Raw genomic sequence first — 18,532 nt, 5'->3', positions numbered from 1 at the left:
CTGCCGGGATCAAATAAATATCGTGGCGCCGAAATGAGGGGGAGAGCATGAACGGATACGTCCTGGCCATCGATCAAGGTACCACATCAAGCCGCGCCATAATTTTTGACAAGAACCGCAAGGTCGCTGGCAAGAGCCAGCAGGAATTCACGCAGATCTATCCGCAATCCGGCTGGGTAGAGCACGATCCGGAGGAAATCTGGCAGTCGGTGCTAAGAACATGCGAAGTCGCCATCGAAAATGCCAAGATCCAGGCAGGCGACGTTGCCGCCATCGGCATTACCAATCAGCGCGAAACCGTCATCGTCTGGGACAAGGCAACCGGAAAGCCGATCCATAACGCCATTGTCTGGCAAGACCGGCGGACGGCATCGCTTTGCCAGAAATTGAAGAAGCAGGGCCTCGAAAAGAGATTCAGCAGGAAGACGGGGCTCCTGCTCGACCCCTATTTCTCTGGCACGAAGCTGTCATGGGTACTCGACAAGGTGCCGGGTGCGCGTAAACGAGCAGCCAATGGAGAATTGCTGTTCGGCACTGTCGACTGCTTCCTCATCTGGCGGCTAACCGGCGGCAAGGTGCATGCAACCGATGCCACCAACGCGTCACGGACGCTGCTTTTTAATATCGGTACAAATGAATGGGATGATGAGCTGCTGGAAATTCTCCGCATTCCCCGCGCCATGCTGCCGGAGGTCAAGGATTGCTCTGCCAGCTACGGTGCTGCAGAAGCCGATCTGTTCGGCGCCGCGATACCCATTCTTGGCGTCGCCGGCGACCAGCACGCGGCGACAATCGGACAAGCCTGTTTCGAGCCTGGCATGTTCAAGTCAACGTATGGTACCGGGTGCTTCGCTCTTCTTAACACTGGCAGTGATATGGTCCTGTCAAAGAATCGCCTCCTGACAACGATTGCTTACCGCCTCAATGGCAAAACGACTTATGCCCTGGAAGGCTCCATCTTCATTGCCGGCGCAGCAGTGCAATGGCTGCGGGACGGGCTCAAGATCATCGGCTCAGCACCTGAAACCGGCAAGCTCGCAGATCAGGCCGATCCGAGCCAAAACGTTTACCTGGTGCCGGCCTTTGTCGGACTTGGAGCCCCGTATTGGGATGCGGAAGCACGGGGGGCTATCTATGGTCTCACCCGCAATTCCGGCCCGGCGGAATTTGCGCGGGCGGCGCTGGAATCGGTCGCGTACCAGACACGCGACTTGCTCGATGCCATGCGTAAAGATTGGAAATCCGCCGATACGAAGACCGTATTGCGCGTCGACGGTGGCATGGTCGCCTCGGACTGGACCATGCAGCGTCTCGCCGATATTCTCGATGCGCCGGTCGATCGCCCGGACATCCTCGAAACCACGGCGCTCGGTGCTGCATGGCTCGCCGGATCAAAGGCCGGGATCTGGCCGAACCTCCGTGAGTTCTCCAAGACCTGGGAACGCGACACGCAATTCACTCCGAAAATGGACGAAAAAACCCGCAAGGCGAAGATTGCGGGTTGGAAGTCGGCGGTGAAGCGCACGCTGACTAGCTGATCGAAGCGGTCAGTTCCCCATGATCAGATCAAACAGCGTCGTCTTGCGGCCTTTTTGACCACCGTTGCCGCCAACATTTGCAGGCGGCACCGGCCGGGTTGATCCGGTCTGATCGCCAAGGCCGGCAGGTGGCACAGGTCCAGCCGGATCAAGCTGAGCAGAAGGCACACCTTCAGCCGCCGGAACGGCCGGATCGCCACCTGATGCCGGGAGGATATCGTTGCCGTCATTAACCTGCTGGCGCAGCTGATAGTCGCCCGGCAGTTGGGCTACCGGAACGCCCTTGTGCGCGGCGACCATGAAGTCCTTCCAGGCGATTGCAGGCAGAGACCCGCCGGTGATCTTCTTCGTCGGCTTGCCATCATCATTGCCGAACCACACACCGGTCGTCAGATTTGACGTGTAACCGATGAACCAGGCATCACGGAAATTCTGACTGGTGCCGGTCTTGCCCGCGGCGGGCCAACCGAACTTTGCCTTCGTTGCTGTACCGCTTTCCACCGTCTGGCTAAGCATCGCGTTCATCATGCCGACATTGCGCGGATCGATCACGCGGCTTGGCGCCGGGCTCTTGTATTCGTAGAGCACCTTGCCATCGTTGGTCGTCACGCGGCGTATGATGTGAAGCGGGGCCTTATAACCGCCGTTGGCAAAGGGCACGAAGGAATCGGTCAGTTCAAGCAGCGTGACTTCCGATGTTCCAAGTGCCAGCGATGCATTGGAGGTGAGGTTTGATCTCGATTCCAAGGCGGTGTGCGGTGGATACGACGGTTTTCGGTCCAACTTCCATCACGAGCTGTGCCGAGACAGAATTCAATGAGCGCGCCAGCGCTTCGGCAAGTGTGACCTTGCCGAAGTATTTGCCGTTGTAGTTCCCTGGCGTCCAGTTGCCGATGCGAATTGGCGCATCGTTGCGCACGGATTCCGGTGTAAATCCCTGCTCCAGCGCCGAAAGATAGACGAAAGGCTTGAACGCCGAGCCCGGCTGACGCTTGGCTTCGCTTGCACGGTCGAACTGACTGTTGGCGTAGTCATAGCCGCCAATGAGCGCTCGGACGGCCCCTGTACCGTCCACCGAGACCATCGCGCCTTGCGATACGTTGAGCTTCTCGCCGTTCTTGCTGATAAGGTCACGAATTGATGCTTCGCCGAGCTTCTGCAGGCCAAGATCTACCGTGGTATCGACAATAACGTCGCTACGCACATCGCCGATCAGCGCCGGCAGTTCTTCCATCACACGGTCAGCCACATATTGTTCCGATCCGCTCCAATAGGAAGCGGCGCGCGAGGCCGGCTGTTTCATCGCGAAGTTCAGTTCCTTGTCGCCGATCATGCCCTGGTCGCGCATGGCAGCTAGGACAAGTTGGGCGCGCTCACTGGCAGCCTTCGGATCCCGCGCCGGCGATAGTCGCGACGGCGCTTTCAGCAGCCCGGCAATCAACGCCGCCTCCGGCAGCGTAACTTCCTTGGCCGATTTGTCGAAATAACGCCTGGAGGCGGCGGCTACGCCGTAGGACCCGGAGCCGAGATAGACCCGGTTCAGATACATCTCCAAAATCTGTTTTTTCGTATATTTCCGCTCCAGCCAAAGAGCGAGCAGAACTTCCTGCACCTTGCGCTCGATCGTGCGATCCGGCGTCAGGAACAGGTTTTTGGCTAGCTGTTGGGTAATCGTCGAACCGCCCTGCACCAATCGTCCAGACATGACATTCGCCGCCATGGCACGAGCAAAACCGATCGGATCGACCCCGAAATGAGAGTAGAAGCGCCGATCCTCGATCGCCACCACAGCTTCAGGCAGATATGGCGACATCTCATGCAAGCTGATAGCTTCGCCGCCCGACGCGCCACGATTGGCAATCAGATTGCCTTCTACGGAAACGATCTTGACGTTTGGCGGCCGGTCCGGAATCGACCAAGTCGTTGTCTGTGGCATCTTTGCGGCGAAGTAAATGACTGTTCCCGCCAAGGCGATGCCGCCCCAGATACAGAGCACGAACGACCAATATACCGCTCGCCGCAGCAAGCCAAGAAAACCCCCGCGGCCGCTGCCACGACGGGATCTGGCGCGTTTTGGTTTAATGGGCTTGCGTGCAGTCTTGCGTTTCGCCACAGGCCTGTCCTCCGGATCTGCGCGCAAATCATCGCCTGAACGGCGGCCCGAACTGAACGCCGGCTCAATGCGTTGTCTGCCCTTATCGCGTGATGCCATTAATAAGAAGTCCCGCCCCAAATGAGCCGCAAGAATGATCCGCGACCCGTTGCAGGTTAATTGCGGCGATTTAAGGTGCGGTTAAAGTCCTGATGATTGGATTCCGCACGGCCAAGATCGCATCATTGAGAAACGCCGCAACCAACGCTACTTTGCATCAATCAAATCAGGAGCGAACCAATGCGTTTTGTTGTCCTTGCAGCTCTCGCGGCGATCTTGGGCGGTTGTGGCGGGGGCGCCATTGAACGGCTCAATCCCGCACCAGCATCGGAAGCTCAGTATCGTCTTGGTGGTTGTCAGTTGCGCGGGCGTGGTGTTTGCAAAGACATGCAGGAATTTTCAGATGATAGCGCTCAAACGGGTGCTACAAGCAATTAAAATTGCACCAGAAATCAGGGTGACCGATAAAAAATGCTCGCACGCGTAAAATATTATCTTGCAGCCCTTGAAAAGGGACTAGGGCAGTTCTATTTTCATTCATGCGTAACGAGCGGTTCTCCTCCCATTTTTCGCTCGTTGCGTGTTCCCCTCTGGACGCTTTAGCGTTCACAATTCGCCGGGCTTATGCCCGGCTCTTTTGTTTTTGGGGCTTGCCGGCGTTTCAGACCCATTCATCACTCGAATTTTACTTCCCCTTGTCTAATTTCATCTATGTAAGGAAAATTGGTTGGGGAACAAGATCATGAACACCGGCGAAAACTCGCGCGTCGATTGGGTCGATATTGCCAAGGGCGTGTGCATCATCTTTGTCGTGATGATGCATTCGGTTCTGGGTGTCGAGAACGAAGCAGGAGCACGCGGCTGGATGCACGCCGTCGTTGCCTTTGCACAGCCCTTCCGCATGCCAGATTTTTTCCTGATATCGGGTCTGTTTCTCGGACTTGTGATTGACCGCCCCTGGTTGCGCTACGCCGATCGCAAAGTCGTGCATTTCGCGTATTTCTACTTCCTGTGGCTCACGATCCAGTTCCTGTTCAAAGCACCAGGCATCGTGGCTGAGAGCGGTCTTAGCGGCGCCTTCTCCGCCTACATTCTGGCCTTTGTCCAGCCATTCGGCACCCTTTGGTTCATTTATCTCTTGCCCGTGTTCTTCATCGTCACACGCCTGCTCAAGGGCACCAATGTTTGGCTTATCCTGATTATTGCCGGCGCTCTTGAGACTTTGCCAATTCATACGGGCTGGCTGGTTATCGACGAATTCTGCAGCCGCTTCGTCTACTTTTTCGCCGGATATGCGTTTGCGCCAGCGATTTTCCGGATCGCGGAGTGGTTGCGGCAACGCCCGCAGATAGCGTTGGCGGTTCTCGGAGTATGGGCGCTCATCAATGGATGGCTGGTGTTCCATCCTGCGTCGGAGCCATTTTCGGCCTGGATACCGGAAGAAAGCTACACCTCTGGCGGGCTAGGTGGCTGGAGCAGTGTGCCCTTGATTTCATTGATTGCCGGATTCGCCGGAGCCTTGGCCATCGTGTCGGTTTCCGCGCTCATCGCCGGCTCTCTTTCCTCCTGGCAAAAAGCCGTGGCCCCATTGCGCTGGCTTGGGGCGCATTCGATTGTCGTCTACCTCGCTTTCTTTCTGCCAATGGCGATCGCTCGTACCATCCTGCTCAAGAGCTGGATCATAACCGATATCGGTACGATATCGCTCTTGACGGTCATCAGCGGCGTACTTGGCCCCGTGATTCTGTACGGCCTCATTCAACGGATCGGCTACGGGCAGTTTCTGTTCCAGCGGCCGCAATGGGCACACATCGACCGCACCACAGCTTCGAGAGAAGCTTTGGTTACGGCCGAATCGTCGACTTAGAACGTCGGACGGACGCTATTCTGCTTCAGGCTGGCGGCCATTCACTTGGTCAGGCGCCATCGTCCGATGCTTTTAACTGTGGGCGAAGATATCCTGCTCCGCCCAGCCCATCAGATCCAACCTGGAGCGGGTGGGCAGAAACTCGAAGCAGGCAGCAGCCTCTTCGGCACGCCCATCACGAACCAGCCGCTGCTGTAAAATGGTCCGAAGACGATGCAGGTAGAGAACATCGGACGCCGCATATTCAAGCTGTGCCTGACTTAGCTCTGGTGCTGCCCAGTCTGATGATTGCTGCTGTTTGGAGAGATTTATATCGAGCAATTCGCTACAGATTTCCTTCAACCCATGCCTGTCCGTGTAGGTGCGTACGAGACGCGAGGCAATCTTGGTGCAGAAGACCGGCTTTGGCATGACGCCAAACGTATGAAAAAGGACGGCAAGGTCAAAGCGGCCGAAGTGGAAAATCTTGGTGATGGCATCATCACCAAGAAGCTTTACCAGATTGGGCGCAGCCTTCTGACCCCTGTCGATCTGGATGACATCCGCCGAGCCGTCGCCGGGGGAAATTTGCACGACACAGAGCCGGTCACGATGCGGATTGAGCCCTAATGTCTCCGTATCGATTGCAACGGCGTCAACCTGGTAATTCTTGAGGTCAGGGAGATCGTTGCGGTGAGAGCGAATGGTCATCAGCGTATCTCTTTCAATTACTTGGCGAGCGCTGCAAGGATGCGTGCCCACGACCGCTGACCCTTGTGGAAAGAGTTCAGCTCATATTTTTCATTGGGTGAATGGATCCGGTCATCCTCCAGGCCATAGCCGACGAGCAGCGATTCCATGTCGAGCAGGCGCTGGAAATCGCCGACAATCGGGATCGATCCACCCATGGCGATCAGTACTGCCGGCTTCGGCCATTCATCACTCAAGGCGTTTTTGGCTTTGGTAAGCAGCGGCGAGATCATAGGAAAGCTGAATAGCTGGCGAACCGCCATGCTCGTGGAACTCCACTGAGCAATCGGCCGGAATGCGTTGTCGAACGAACGCCCGGAATGCTTCACGGATTTTTGCAGGATCCTGCTTGTGCACCAAACGGAACGATACTTTGGCGGAGGCCTGCGCCGCGATCACTGTCTTGAATCCCTGACCTGTATAGCCACCGGTTATACCGTTGATTTCAGCGGTTGGCCGTGCCCAGATCAATTCCTGGATCGAGCGGCCCTTTTCGCCAGACGGAACCGAAAGTCCGACGGGGCCGAGAAAGTTCTCGGGTGTTGAACCCAGTCCTTCCCACATCTGCAGGATCTGCGTCGGCGTTTCTTCAACACCGTCATAAAAACCCGGAATGGTAACAGCCCCGTTTTCATCATGCAGATCGGCGAGTACCTTTGTCAGAATACGGATCGGATTTGCAGCGGCGCCGCCGAACATTCCCGAATGAAGATCGCGATCAGCTGCCTTGACTACAATTTCCTCGCCAACCAGACCGCGCAACCCGACGGAGATCGCCGGCGTTTCGGCATCCCACATGCTGGTATCGCAGACGAGGGCGAAATCTGCCTTCAACTCGTCCTTGTGGGCGTTGAGAAACGGCTTCAGCGATGGCGAGCCAGATTCCTCTTCCCCCTCGAACAGGATGGAAACCCTTACGGGCAGCTTGCCATGGACGTCCTTATAAGCGCGACAGGCCTCGACAAAGGTCATCAGCTGCCCCTTGTCATCAGATGTACCACGGCCGGTGAGTATCTTGCGGCCATTACCCGCATCCTTGATTGCCGGAGCGAACGGATCGTTTTCCCACAATTCCAGTGGATCGACCGGCTGCACGTCATAATGTCCGTAGAACAGCACATGCGGCGCGCCGGCGCCCGGTCCCTCATGGTGAGCAACAACCATCGGATGTCCCGGCGTATCACGCACGCTCGCCTCGAAACCGATCGATTTCAGGTCGGCTACCAGCCATTCAGCAGCTTTGCGGCATTCAGTCTTGAAGGCTGGGTCGGTCGATATGGATTTGATCTTCAACAGATCGAAAAGTCGCTCCAGACTTTTGTCGAGGTTGGTATCAAGCGCATTCAAGACAGGATCGAGAGCTGGCATGGTATTTCCTGATTTCTGTGGACCGGGACTCGTGAAGGGAGTTCTTCTTAGCGCATTTTGCTGGCAACGGCACAAAAAAGTGGCATTTCTGGAAGCCACAAAAGAAATGGTCGCCGTGGCGGGGGGACCACAGGCGACCAGATCATTACACTCATTTGCGGTCAACCCTGGAGAGGGGGGATGAGGTTGGCCGCAAGTCCGGGGTCAGGCGGGGGACGAGCCTTGTTCCCGGACATCGATCTAACGTCGACACCTTGGATTTGGGGGTCAAACCGTGGCAATTCAAGGGCACAGAAGATTACATCTTCGTAACAAACGCGTGATGCATCTGTGTCAGTATACAAGCGCTTTCGAACGATCTTTCGGGGAAAGGAAAAGACAGATCATTCCCTTTTTGCAGATCATCATTTAATCCTATCGGCCATGAAAAATGGTGATCATCTCTTCCTCGTCGACGGCTCCGGCTATATCTTTCGGGCCTATCATGCACTCCCACCCCTTACTCGCAAATCGGACGGTTTGCCAGTGGGTGCTGTTTCCGGTTTCTGCAACATGTTGTGGAAGCTGCTTCGGGAAGCTCGGGATACATCGGTAGGGGACACCCCGACGCATTTTGCGGTGATCTTCGACTATTCGTCGCATACTTTTCGCAAGGAAATCTATCCTGAATACAAGGCAAACCGTTCGGCGCCGCCGGAAGACCTGATCCCACAGTTCGGGCTCATTCGCCAGGCAACCAAGGCTTTCAACCTGCCCTGCGTCGAAAAGGAAGGCTTTGAAGCAGACGATCTGATCGCAACCTATGCGCGTCTGGCTGAAGAAGCAGGCGCTGAGGTTACCATCATTTCCTCCGACAAGGATCTCATGCAGCTCGTCACGCCAAACGTGTCGATGTACGACAGCATGAAGGACAAGCAGATCGGTATTCCAGACGTCATTGAGAAATGGGGCGTTCCGCCAGAAAAAATGATCGACCTTCAGGCGCTGACTGGCGATTTGACTGACAATGTGCCGGGTATTCCCGGTATCGGACCAAAGACCGCCGCACAGTTGCTTGAAGAGTTCGGCGATCTGGATACGCTTCTTGCCCGTGCTGGCGAAATCAAGCAACAGAAACGGCGCGAAAACATTCTTCAATATGCCGATCAGGCACGCATTTCACGCCAGCTGGTAACATTGAAGAAAGACACGCCGATCGATGTCGGGATCGAGGACTTCGGACTTGAACCACAAGACGGTCATAAGCTCATCGCCTTTTTGAAGACCATGGAATTCAATTCATTGACCCGCCGTGCCGCGGAAGCAACCGGCGTCGATGCAAGTGAGGTCGAACCTGCCCGCCTGAAGATAGAAGCGGTAGCCGAGGCACATGGACCAGACGTTGACGTAGAGCCGGCCAATGAGCAAATTACAAGCCGTCAAGTATCCGCAGAACCAAATCTGGCAGCGGCTTCGCCGAAGCAATCCGCATCGAATATCGCCGCAACCCCTGCTGACCTTGTAAAATCGCGCACCGACGAGGTGCTCGCCGCCAAGTTCGATCGAAGCGCTTATGTTACGATCTCGCGATGTGGCGACGCTGCAAGTCTGGATCGACGAGGCGATGACATCCGGTGTTGTCGCGTTCGATACTGAGACCAACTCGGCGGATCCAATGCAAGCCGATGTCGTCGGGCTGTCGCTCGCCACACGACCAGGGCGAGCGGCCTATATTCCGATCAATCACAAGTCTGGCGACGGCGATCTCCTCGGTGGAGGTTTGATTGAGCATCAGATATCCGAGCGGGAAGTCTTCCGTTTGTTGAAGCCGTTGCTCGAAGAGCGCTCGGTGCTGAAGATCGCGCACAGCATGAAATATGAATGGTTGGTCATGCATCGCCATGGCATCGACCTTCATCCGCTCGATGACACAATGCTCATCTCCTACGTGCTTGACGCCGGTGAGGGCGGCCACGGCATGGATAGTCTTTGTGACCGCTGGCTTGGACACAAACCCCTGGCCTACAAAGACTTGATTGGTTCGGGGAAATCATCGGTTACATTTGACAAGGTAACGATCGAGCGCGCCACCGAATATGCAGCCGAGGATGCCGACGTCACCTTGCGCTTGTGGCGACTGTTGAAGCCGCGTCTTGTCGCCGATGGGCTTGTCTCGGTCTACGAGCGGCTGGAACGGCCACTCATCCCGGTGCTGGCCCGCATGGAGGAGCGCGGTATTTCCGTCGACCGCCAGATTCTTTCGCGCTTGTCCGGCGACCTCGCCCAGTCCGCCGCAGCCATCGAAGAAGAAATTTACCGCCTGGCCGGCGAAAAGATCAATATCGGCTCGCCGAAACAGATGGGCGATATCCTGTTTGGCAAGATGGGTCTTCCCGGTGGTTCCAAGACCAAGACCGGCCAGTGGTCCACGTCAGCCCAATTGCTCGAAGACCTTGCCGCAGAAGGCCATGAGCTGCCGCGCAAGATCGTCGACTGGCGGCAGCTGACCAAGCTCAAATCCACCTATACGGATGCATTGCCGGGCTATATCAACCCACGTACCAAGCGCGTGCATACTTCCTATGCCATGGCGGCGACCTCTACGGGACGTCTCTCTTCGTCCGAGCCAAACCTGCAAAACATTCCGGTACGCACCAGTGAAGGCCGTAAGATCCGCACCGCCTTCATCGCCGAGCCCGGTAACAAGCTGATTTCCGCCGATTACAGCCAGATCGAATTGCGCGTCCTGGCACACGTCGCCGAGATTCCCCAACTGACGCAGGCTTTCGCCGATGGCATCGACATTCATGCAATGACTGCTTCGGAAATGTTCGGCGTCCCGGTGAAGGACATGCCGTCCGAAGTGCGCCGGCGCGCTAAAGCGATCAATTTCGGCATTATTTACGGTATCTCCGCCTTTGGCCTTGCCAATCAGCTGTCGATTCCACGGGAAGAAGCCGGGCAATATATCCGCACTTACTTCGAACGTTTCCCCGGTATCCGGGACTATATGGAATCGACGAAAGCGTTCGCTCGCCAGCACGGTTATGTCGAGACGATTTTCGGGCGGCGGGCACACTATCCGGAGATTCGTTCATCCAATCCGCAACACCGGGCATTCAATGAACGCGCCGCGATCAACGCGCCGATCCAGGGATCGGCCGCCGATATCATTCGCCGCGCCATGGTCCGCATCGAGCCAGCCTTGGACGAAGCGAACCTCTCGGCGCGCATGCTCCTGCAGGTGCATGACGAACTGATCTTCGAGACGGCGGAAGCGGAAGTGGAAGCGACAATCCCGGTCATTCGCGCGGTCATGGAAAATGCCGCTATGCCGGCGATTTCCCTGTCCGTCCCGCTGCATGTCGATGCACGCGCCGCGAACAATTGGGACGAAGCCCACTAGGGTCAGGGCCCTGGAGCCTGTCATAGGCGCGAACCTTTATTGAAGTGTGTCCAGCACCCTTCGCTGCGCATGCATTTCGAGGAAAATGCGGTAATCGCGATCGAAGCGCTTCCGCGCTTCGGGATTTGGCTGGCGCGGGCGGCCGCCCTGCTTCATCGCGATGCAGGCCGAAGGCAAATCAGGATAAAGCCCTGCTGCAGTTGCCGCAACCATGGCGGTACCAAGAAGAACCGCGTCCTCTGCAGCCGAGGTGATTACGGTGCAGCCCGTTGCATCGGCGTAGAGTTCCATCAGCAGCGGGCTCTTGGTGTGCCCGCCCGTGACGTGCATGGTGTCAATCGCGTAACCCTTGTCATTCAGAGCTTCCAGGATATGGCGGACGCCAAGTGCAATGCCGACTGACGTGCGCCAATAGAGCCTGCACAGGCTGTCAAAGGATGCATCCAGTGTGAGACCACTGATCACGCCGACCGCATGCGGATCGGCGAGGGGAGAGCGATTCCCGTGAAAATCAGGAAGAACGTGCAGCCGGCCGGCGAGATCGAGTCCTTCGTCTGCACGCAGTTCCATTACCCGGTCGGTGATCTTCTTGTGCAACGCTGTATTCGGTTCGCCAACGGCCCCGTGCCAGCGAATGACATGGTCCAGCAAGGCGCCGGTCACCGATTGGCCGCCCTCGCTCAGCCAGCAATCCGGCAAGGCCACCCCATAATACGGGCCCCAGCCGCCGCTGAAGGAAATCGGTTCCTGCGACAGCGCCATCAGACAGCTGGAAGTGCCCGCAATCAGGGCAAGGTGCCGGTCGATCTCGGAGAGGTCACCAGCAAAGCCGCCCAGAACGCCGAGAGCGCCAGCATAGGCATCGATGAGCCCTGCACCGACGTGGCATGCGGTAGTCAGCCCCAAACCTTCGGCTGCTTGAGGTGTCAATGTGCCGACGAACGCGCCCATCGGGCTGGCGTGGTCAGGGAGGTTTCCACGCTCGATCATGTCTTCCAAGCCGATGGTCTCCAGATAGTCCGGCTGCCAGCCTTCACTTTCATGTGCGAGATAGGTCCATTTACACGTCAGCGTGCATTGCGAGCGCGCAAGTGAACCGGAAGCCTTCCAGCTCAGGTAGTCGGCAAGATCGAAGAAATAGCCGGCTTTGTTCCAGCTTTCCGGCAAATGCCGTTTCAGCCACATCAGTTTTGGGGTCTGCATTTCCGGCGACATCACGCCGCCAAGATAGCTCAGCGCTTTATGGCCCGTCGCAGTACATTCATCCGCTTCATCCAGCGCCCGATGGTCCAGCCAGACGATGGTATCCCAGCGGTGCTCACCCGATGTCGACACGGTCAACGGGAGGCCATCCTCGTCGCGTACAACGAGTGAACAAGTTGCATCGAAGCTGATACCGACAACGTGCGACGGATCGACTTTCGAGGCCGCAAGAGCGCCCTGCACTGCTACGCAAACGGATTTCCAGATGTCTTCTGAATCATGCTCCGCATGATCTGCCCGCGGACGGTTCATCAAGATCGGATGTTCGACCCGGCCAAGAAGATTTCCCGCCGCATCGAGAATGCCCGCACGGGCGCTTCCTGTCCCAACATCGACCGCACAGACGAATTTCGGCATCAACGAACTTTCGGTATTACTTGCTGTCATATGGGGCCTTTGAGAACTCAACCTGATAAATCAGCGTCCATGAGCGCCGGAAGCGCAGAAAATCGCATCGGATGGCCATCAGGGTGAAGTTTTTGAAAGGTCTCTGAGCAAGCCGGGCAATTGCAACATGTCGTTGAATATACGGTCTGGTTTAAGAGACGCAAGGGCCGCCTCCAACCGTCCGCCGCGCGAGTGTGTTCCGCCGGTAAAGGCGAAGACCTGCATCCCCGCGGTCTTCGCCGCTTCAATTCCGGCGGGACTGTCTTCGACTACGACACAATCTGTCGGTGCCGTTTTCATCGTTTTTGCGGCTAGCAAGAACAAATCCGGTGCCGGCTTTCCGCGTTTGACCATGGTGGCACTGAAAATATGCGGGTCGAGAAGATCAAGCAGCCCGGTGAGTGTCAGGGACAAGCGGATGCGGTCCGGTTGGCTTGATGAGGCAACGCATCGAGGCACATCCAGCGCGCGAAGCGTTTCGGCAATGCCGGGAATCGGTTTCAAATCCGATCTGAAGCGGGCAAAGAGGTTGGAGCGCATCTCGTCGAGGTCTGCCTCACTTGCGGCAAATCCATAATCCTCATGCAATATCTTGCTGATGGTCGTCATACTGCGCCCGAGGAACCGGTCATAAGCGTCGTCCTCGGACAATGCGGTCCCGCTCTTGGCGATCATGTCAAGGAGGACTGCAATGGAAATCGGCTCGCTGTCAACGAGGACACCATCACAATCGAAAATGACGAGAGCGGGCTTTGCCATCTCAGAGCTTGTCGGCAAGGTAAAGCGTCAAAGTCTCGCGCGCGCCCTTGTCCCATAAAATCCGCAGGATTCGCGAGAACGATTCCACGAAAATCGGCGATGTCCCAACTTCACCGAATATATCGGTCATAGCCAGAAATGCCTTCGGATCGTCCTTTGCCTTCAAAGCTTCTACTTTCAATCGCTCGGCGCTTGCATCGAGATAATTCGTCGGCTTGCCGCTATCGGTCGTCCCGGCACAGAACCGGCACCACAGCGCAGAAACCAGCGAAAGTCCAGTAATACCGTTGCCCGCCTTAAGCCTGTCGGCTGTCGTCGGCAGGATGAATTTCGGCTGGCGGTTGGATCCATCCTGGCACAGGCGCTGGATTGTGTCGCCGATCTTCGGATTGGAAAACCGCCTGACAATGAGGTCGAAATAGGCGTCGAAGGATGTGCCCGGTACCGGAGGCAGAACGGGGATAATCTCCTCCCGTTCCAGCTTTGTCAGGAAGTCGCGGATAAGCGGCTCCTCCATGGCCTCGTGCACAAAATGAATATCCATGAGCGATGCCGGGTAAGCGATTGCCGCGTGACCACCGTTGAGAATGCGGATTTTCATCAGTTCATAGGGGGCGACGTCCTTGACGAAGGTTACACCGACCTTCTCCAGAGCCGGGCGCCCGGCCGGAAAATGATCCTCCAATACCCATTGCTTGAATGGTTCACAAAAAACTGGCCAGTTGTCCTCCACACCGAAATCCGTCGCAAGCAATCCCCTCTCCCGGTCTGTCGTGGCAGGCGTAATGCGATCGACCATGCTGTTGGGAAAAGCGACCTGGTCCTTGACCCACTGAGCCAAATTCGGATCGATAACCGCGGCAAGACCACTGACTGGCGCTCGCAGGTCACATGGCCATTGCCCGGGATATTGTCACAGGACATGACCGTGAATGGTGCCGATCCTTCATCGCGGCGGCGCATCAAACCGGCAAGGATCAAGCCGAAGACGGTACTCGGGTCCTTGATATTGGCCGCGTCGGAAACGATTGCCGGGTGCTGGGGATTGAACACCCCGGACGCCGGATCGATGAAGTAACCGCCCTCCGTGATCGTAAGGGATACGATGCGGATTTCAGGATCGGCAAGGCGAGCAATGGTATTTGCCGTGTCGCCAGGCTGCAGATAGTCGATCATCGACGCGGTGACGTGAGCAGTCCTGTGGCCGCTATCCTGCTCGACAACGGTCGTCAGCCAATCCTGCGCCTGCAGCTTCTGTCGCATGGTTTCGTCGGACGCGAGAACGCCAGCACCGACAAGGCCCCACTCATGATCTATGCCGGCATTAAACAATTCATCGAGATAGACTGCCTGATGCGCACGATGAAAATTGCCGATGCCGAAATGGATTATGCCGGCCTTCAGTCCCGATTGGCTGTAGCCGGGGACGCCAACATTTTTCGGCAAGTTCTGCAGCGTGGCTTTGGAGAGTTTAACAGTCATCGGGCCTAACCCCTCTTTTCATGTAAGATGCGCCTGCATCCTTCTGGCGATGCAGGGAAACGTCAGCTCATCCAATTGCCGCCATCAACATTGTAGGTCTGGGCGACGATATAGTCGCTCTCGCCGCTCGCGAGGAAAATGGCCATGCCAGTAAGATCTTCGGCTGTGCCCATACGGCCAAAGGGAACGGCTTCGCCAACCAGACGCTTTTTCTCGCCCCGCGGTCTGTTCTCATATTTGGCGAAAAGCGCATCGACGCCTTCCCAATGCTCTCCGTCAACCACACCCGGCGCAATCGCGTTCACATTGATGCCGTGCTCGATCAGGTTGAGACCGGCCGACTGAGTGAGGCTGATCACCGCCGCCTTGGTAGCGCAATAGATTGCAACGAGCGGCTCGCCGCGCCGGCCGGCCTGGCTGGCCATGTTGATAATCTTGCCGCCCTTGCCACGCGCGATCATTGCCTTGGCAACGGCCTGCAATGTGAACAATGTGCCAGAGAAATTGACGGCAAAAAGCTTGTCGTAGCTTTCACGCGTAATCTCGACGATTGGCGCGAGATCGAACAGCGCTGCGTTGTTGACGAGCACGTCGATGCCGCCAAACTTGTCGACGGTTTCCTTGACCGCTGCATCGATCGATGCCTGGCTTGTAACATCGAGGCGGACCGCATGCGCTTGGCTGCCAAGTTCCTTTGCCGTCTCCTGTGCACGTTCCAGATTAATATCGGCAATCACCACATGGGCGGCGCCCTCGCGTATGTAAGCTTCCGCAAACGTTCGGCCGATGCCGCGCGCCGAGCCCGTTATGAAAGCCGTCTTGCCAGCAAGTCTGTTCATGTCAAATTGCCCATCGTTTTAAATTGCTTGCCCGTTAGGATCGAACCTATGCAGTCGTGCCGGCTCCGGCGTGAGATAGACCTGCTGGCCAAATTCAGTGCTGAAATCGCCATCGGTTCGCACCGTGATCTTGCCAACGCCATCAACCTGCACGTGGATGAATGTGTCGGACCCGAGATGTTCCGTAACACCGACGGTCCCCTTCCAGGCACCATCGGTCTTGGAGATGCGGATATGTTCCGGCCGCACGCCGAGCGTCGTCGCGTTTTGCTTGGCAGCTTCCTGACCTTCGATGAGGTTCATGCGAGGAGAGCCGATGAAGCCCGCCACGAAAACGTTTCGCGGGCTCCGGTAGAGTTCAAGCGGTGAGCCCACCTGCTCGATACGCCCGGCATTAAGCACGACAATCTTGTCCGCCATGGTCATGGCTTCCACCTGGTCGTGCGTCACATAGATCATCGTGGTCTTCAACTGGTGATGCAGATCGCTGATCTCGAGGCGCATGTTTCCACGCAGGGCAGCATCGAGGTTGGACAGCGGCTCGTCGAAGAGAAACGCTTTAGGCTGACGCACGATGGCGCGGCCTATGGCGACACGCTGGCGCTGGCCGCCCGACAATTGTCCTGGCCGGCGATCGAGATAATTGGTGAGGTTCAGAATATGCGCCGCATCCTTGACCTTCTTGTCGATAGCGGATTTTTCTTGGCCATCCATCTTCAACGGGAAGGCGATGTTGCCGTAGACGCTCATATGCGGATAGAGGGCATAAGACTGGAATACCATCGACAAACCGCGTTTCGCCGGCGCCTCGTTGGACATGTCCTTGCCGTCGATGACGATCCTGCCGCCGCTCAGATCTTCGAGACCCGCGATCATCCGCAGCAGGGTCGATTTTCCACAGCCGGAAGGACCGACGAAGACAACGAATTCACCGTCATCGATTTCAAGGTCGATTTCTGGAATGACCGCAGTGGTTCCAAATGACTTCGATACTTTTTGGAGCGTAATACTTCCCATAATAATCCTCCCTGAAAACCTATTTCACTGCGCCGAAGGTCAGGCCACGAACCAGCTGCTTTTGCGAGAACCATCCCATGATCAGGATAGGCGCAATCGCCATGGTGGATGCGGCCGACAACTTGGCCCAGAACAGGCCCTCTGGACTTGAGTAAGAGGCGATGAATGCAGTGAGTGGCGCCGCATTGGCCGCGGAAAGATTCAGCGTCCAGAATGCTTCGTTCCATGCCAGAATGATGTTCAGCAACATGGTCGATGCGATACCTGGCACGGCCATCGGCGTCAGCACATAGACGATTTCCTTCATCAGCGAGGCGCCGTCCATGCGCGCCGCTTCGAGGATCTCTCCCGGTATTTCCTTGAAGTAGGTGTAGAGCATCCAGACGATGATCGGCAGGTTGATCATGGTCAGGACTGCGACGAGACCAAGGCGCGTATCCAGCAAACCCCAGTCGCGGAAGATCAGGTAAAGCGGCACGAGAACGCCGACAGGCGGCATCATCTTGGTGGACAACATCCACATCAGGACGTCCTTGGTGCGCTTGGTTGGCGAAAATGCCATGGCCCAGGCGGCCGGGATGGCGAGTGCCAGACCAATCAGCGTTGACCCCACCGAGATCACCACGGAATTGGTGACGTGCTTCATGTAGTTCGAGCGGCTTTGCACCTCGTGGTAATTTTCCAGAGTCCAGTCGAAGAACAGGAACTGCGGCGGCGTTGCGACTGCCGTTCCTTCAGTCTTGAAGCTGGTCAGGAATGTCCACAGGATCGGAAAGAAGATCAGGAACCCGATCGTCCAACCGAGGATCGTGAATGTCAGCTTATGCCGTGTGGTGACTGCGCGGGCCATGGCTTTACCTCTCGAGGTTCTTGCCGATAAGGCGAATGAGGAAGAAAGCGACAATGTTGGCGAGGATCACTGCAACAATACCGCCGGCCGAGGCACCGCCCACATCGAACTGCAGGAGCGCCTGCATATAGATGAGATAGGTGATATTCGTCGTCTGGATGCCTGGGCCGCCATTGGTCGTGACCAGGATCTCAGCGAAGACGCTGAGCAGGAAAATCGTCTGGATGAGAATGACAACGGTGATCGCCCGCGACATGTGTGGCAGCACCAGATAGATGAAGCGCGAGATCGCACCCGCTCCATCCATCTCTGCCGCCTCGATTTGTTCACCGTCGAGCGATTGCAGCGCAGTGAGCAGGATCAGCGTTGCGAAGGGCAGCCATTGCCACGCGACGATAAGGACAATCGAGAAGAGTGGCAGTTCCGCAAACCAGTCGATGGGCTGGAACCCGAATGAGCGGGCAATCCACGCAAAAAGGCCATTGACCGGATGCATCAGCATGTTCTTCCACACGAGAGCGGACACCGTTGGCATGACGAAGAACGGCGCTATCACCAGAAGACGGACGATGCCCTGCCCGAAGAATGGCTGGTCAAGCACCAGCGCCAGCAGGATGCCACCGATGACAGTGATCAGCAGCGTGCCGCCGACGAGCATCAGGGTATTGCCGAGTGCGGTGAAGAATGCGGGGTCGGTCAGAAAGTACTGATAGTTGAGAAAGCCGATAAACTCCTCGGTTCCCGGCATCAGCAGATTGTAGCGCAGGAACGAGAAATACAGCGTCATGACAAGCGGCACGATCATCCAGAGAAACAGCAGGATGACGGCGGGCGACATCATGAAACGGGCAGTTGCGCGTGTCTGAAGCGTAGCCATGGTCAGGTTCCAATGCAGT

Annotated in this window: 10 protein-coding genes and 4 pseudogenes; 4 read left to right on the top strand and 10 right to left on the bottom strand. The window is 56.7% G+C overall.

What is annotated here, in order from left to right; translation table 11 throughout:
- Nucleotides 1-47 precede the first annotated feature (47 nt).
- Nucleotides 48-1,538: a glycerol kinase GlpK gene (gene glpK / locus N8E89_RS08440; RefSeq protein WP_106662468.1), complete on the top strand. Its 1,491-nt coding sequence runs from the start codon at nt 48-50 to the stop codon at nt 1,536-1,538.
- Nucleotides 1,539-1,547: 9 nt separating this feature from the next.
- Here the strand turns inward: glpK and N8E89_RS08435 are convergent.
- Nucleotides 1,548-3,750, bottom strand: a pseudogene (locus N8E89_RS08435) (transglycosylase domain-containing protein).
- 180 nt (nt 3,751-3,930) lie between these two features.
- Between N8E89_RS08435 and N8E89_RS08430 the strand changes: the two are divergent.
- Together N8E89_RS08430 and N8E89_RS08425 are read left to right on the top strand one after the other, a co-directional pair.
- Nucleotides 3,931-4,128, top strand: coding sequence for a hypothetical protein (locus N8E89_RS08430; protein WP_106662466.1), 198 nt, complete (start codon nt 3,931-3,933; stop codon nt 4,126-4,128).
- Nucleotides 4,129-4,432: 304 nt separating this feature from the next.
- Nucleotides 4,433-5,557 carry an acyltransferase family protein gene (locus N8E89_RS08425; RefSeq protein WP_113172470.1) on the top strand — a complete coding sequence of 375 codons (1,125 nt, stop codon included), beginning with the start codon at nt 4,433-4,435 and terminating at the stop codon, nt 5,555-5,557.
- A gap of 72 nt (nt 5,558-5,629) precedes the next feature.
- Here the strand turns inward: N8E89_RS08425 and N8E89_RS08420 are convergent, their stop codons facing one another.
- A complete protein-coding gene (locus tag N8E89_RS08420) occupies nt 5,630-6,247 on the bottom strand; it encodes a ribonuclease D (RefSeq protein ID WP_113172471.1) in 618 nt (205 codons plus the stop codon).
- 17 nt (nt 6,248-6,264) lie between these two features.
- A pseudogene (locus tag N8E89_RS08415) lies at nt 6,265-7,654 on the bottom strand (M20/M25/M40 family metallo-hydrolase).
- Between the two features lie 423 nt (nt 7,655-8,077).
- Here N8E89_RS08415 and polA point away from each other — a divergent pair.
- Nucleotides 8,078-11,039: pseudogene (gene polA / locus N8E89_RS08410) on the top strand (DNA polymerase I).
- Between the two features lie 36 nt (nt 11,040-11,075).
- Here the strand turns inward: polA and N8E89_RS08405 are convergent.
- The 7 genes and pseudogenes from N8E89_RS08405 to N8E89_RS08375 all read right to left on the bottom strand — a co-directional run bounded on the left by N8E89_RS08405 (nt 11,076) and on the right by N8E89_RS08375 (nt 18,513).
- A complete protein-coding gene (locus tag N8E89_RS08405) occupies nt 11,076-12,662 on the bottom strand; it encodes an FGGY-family carbohydrate kinase (RefSeq protein ID WP_162707237.1) in 1,587 nt (528 codons plus the stop codon).
- A 105-nt stretch (nt 12,663-12,767) separates the two neighbouring features.
- Complete coding sequence (locus N8E89_RS08400) at nt 12,768-13,448, bottom strand: HAD family hydrolase (protein ID WP_113172474.1); 681 nt, start codon at nt 13,446-13,448, stop codon at nt 12,768-12,770.
- Between the two features lies 1 nt (nt 13,449).
- Nucleotides 13,450-14,930 (bottom strand): annotated as a pseudogene (locus N8E89_RS08395) (mannitol dehydrogenase family protein).
- Nucleotides 14,931-14,992: 62 nt separating this feature from the next.
- The gene (locus tag N8E89_RS08390; RefSeq protein WP_106662459.1) at nt 14,993-15,769 is read right to left on the bottom strand and encodes an L-iditol 2-dehydrogenase; all 777 of its coding nucleotides are present in this window, start codon (nt 15,767-15,769) and stop codon (nt 14,993-14,995) included.
- Nucleotides 15,770-15,787: 18 nt separating this feature from the next.
- Entirely contained in the window at nt 15,788-16,786 is a 999-nt protein-coding gene (locus N8E89_RS08385) for an ABC transporter ATP-binding protein (RefSeq protein ID WP_106662458.1), read from the bottom strand.
- A gap of 19 nt (nt 16,787-16,805) precedes the next feature.
- Nucleotides 16,806-17,636 (bottom strand): carbohydrate ABC transporter permease, encoded by an 831-nt coding sequence (locus N8E89_RS08380; protein ID WP_106662457.1) that lies wholly within the window; start codon nt 17,634-17,636, stop codon nt 16,806-16,808.
- Between the two features lie 4 nt (nt 17,637-17,640).
- A complete protein-coding gene (locus tag N8E89_RS08375; protein WP_106662456.1) occupies nt 17,641-18,513 on the bottom strand; it encodes a carbohydrate ABC transporter permease in 873 nt (290 codons plus the stop codon).
- Nucleotides 18,514-18,532: the final 19 nt, after the last annotated feature.

It is taken from the genome of Phyllobacterium sp. A18/5-2, from assembly GCF_025452215.1.
GTDB lineage: Bacteria > Pseudomonadota > Alphaproteobacteria > Rhizobiales > Rhizobiaceae > Phyllobacterium > Phyllobacterium sophorae.
Note: the sequence above shows the minus strand (reverse complement) of the source record. Positions and strands in the feature narration are given on the sequence as shown.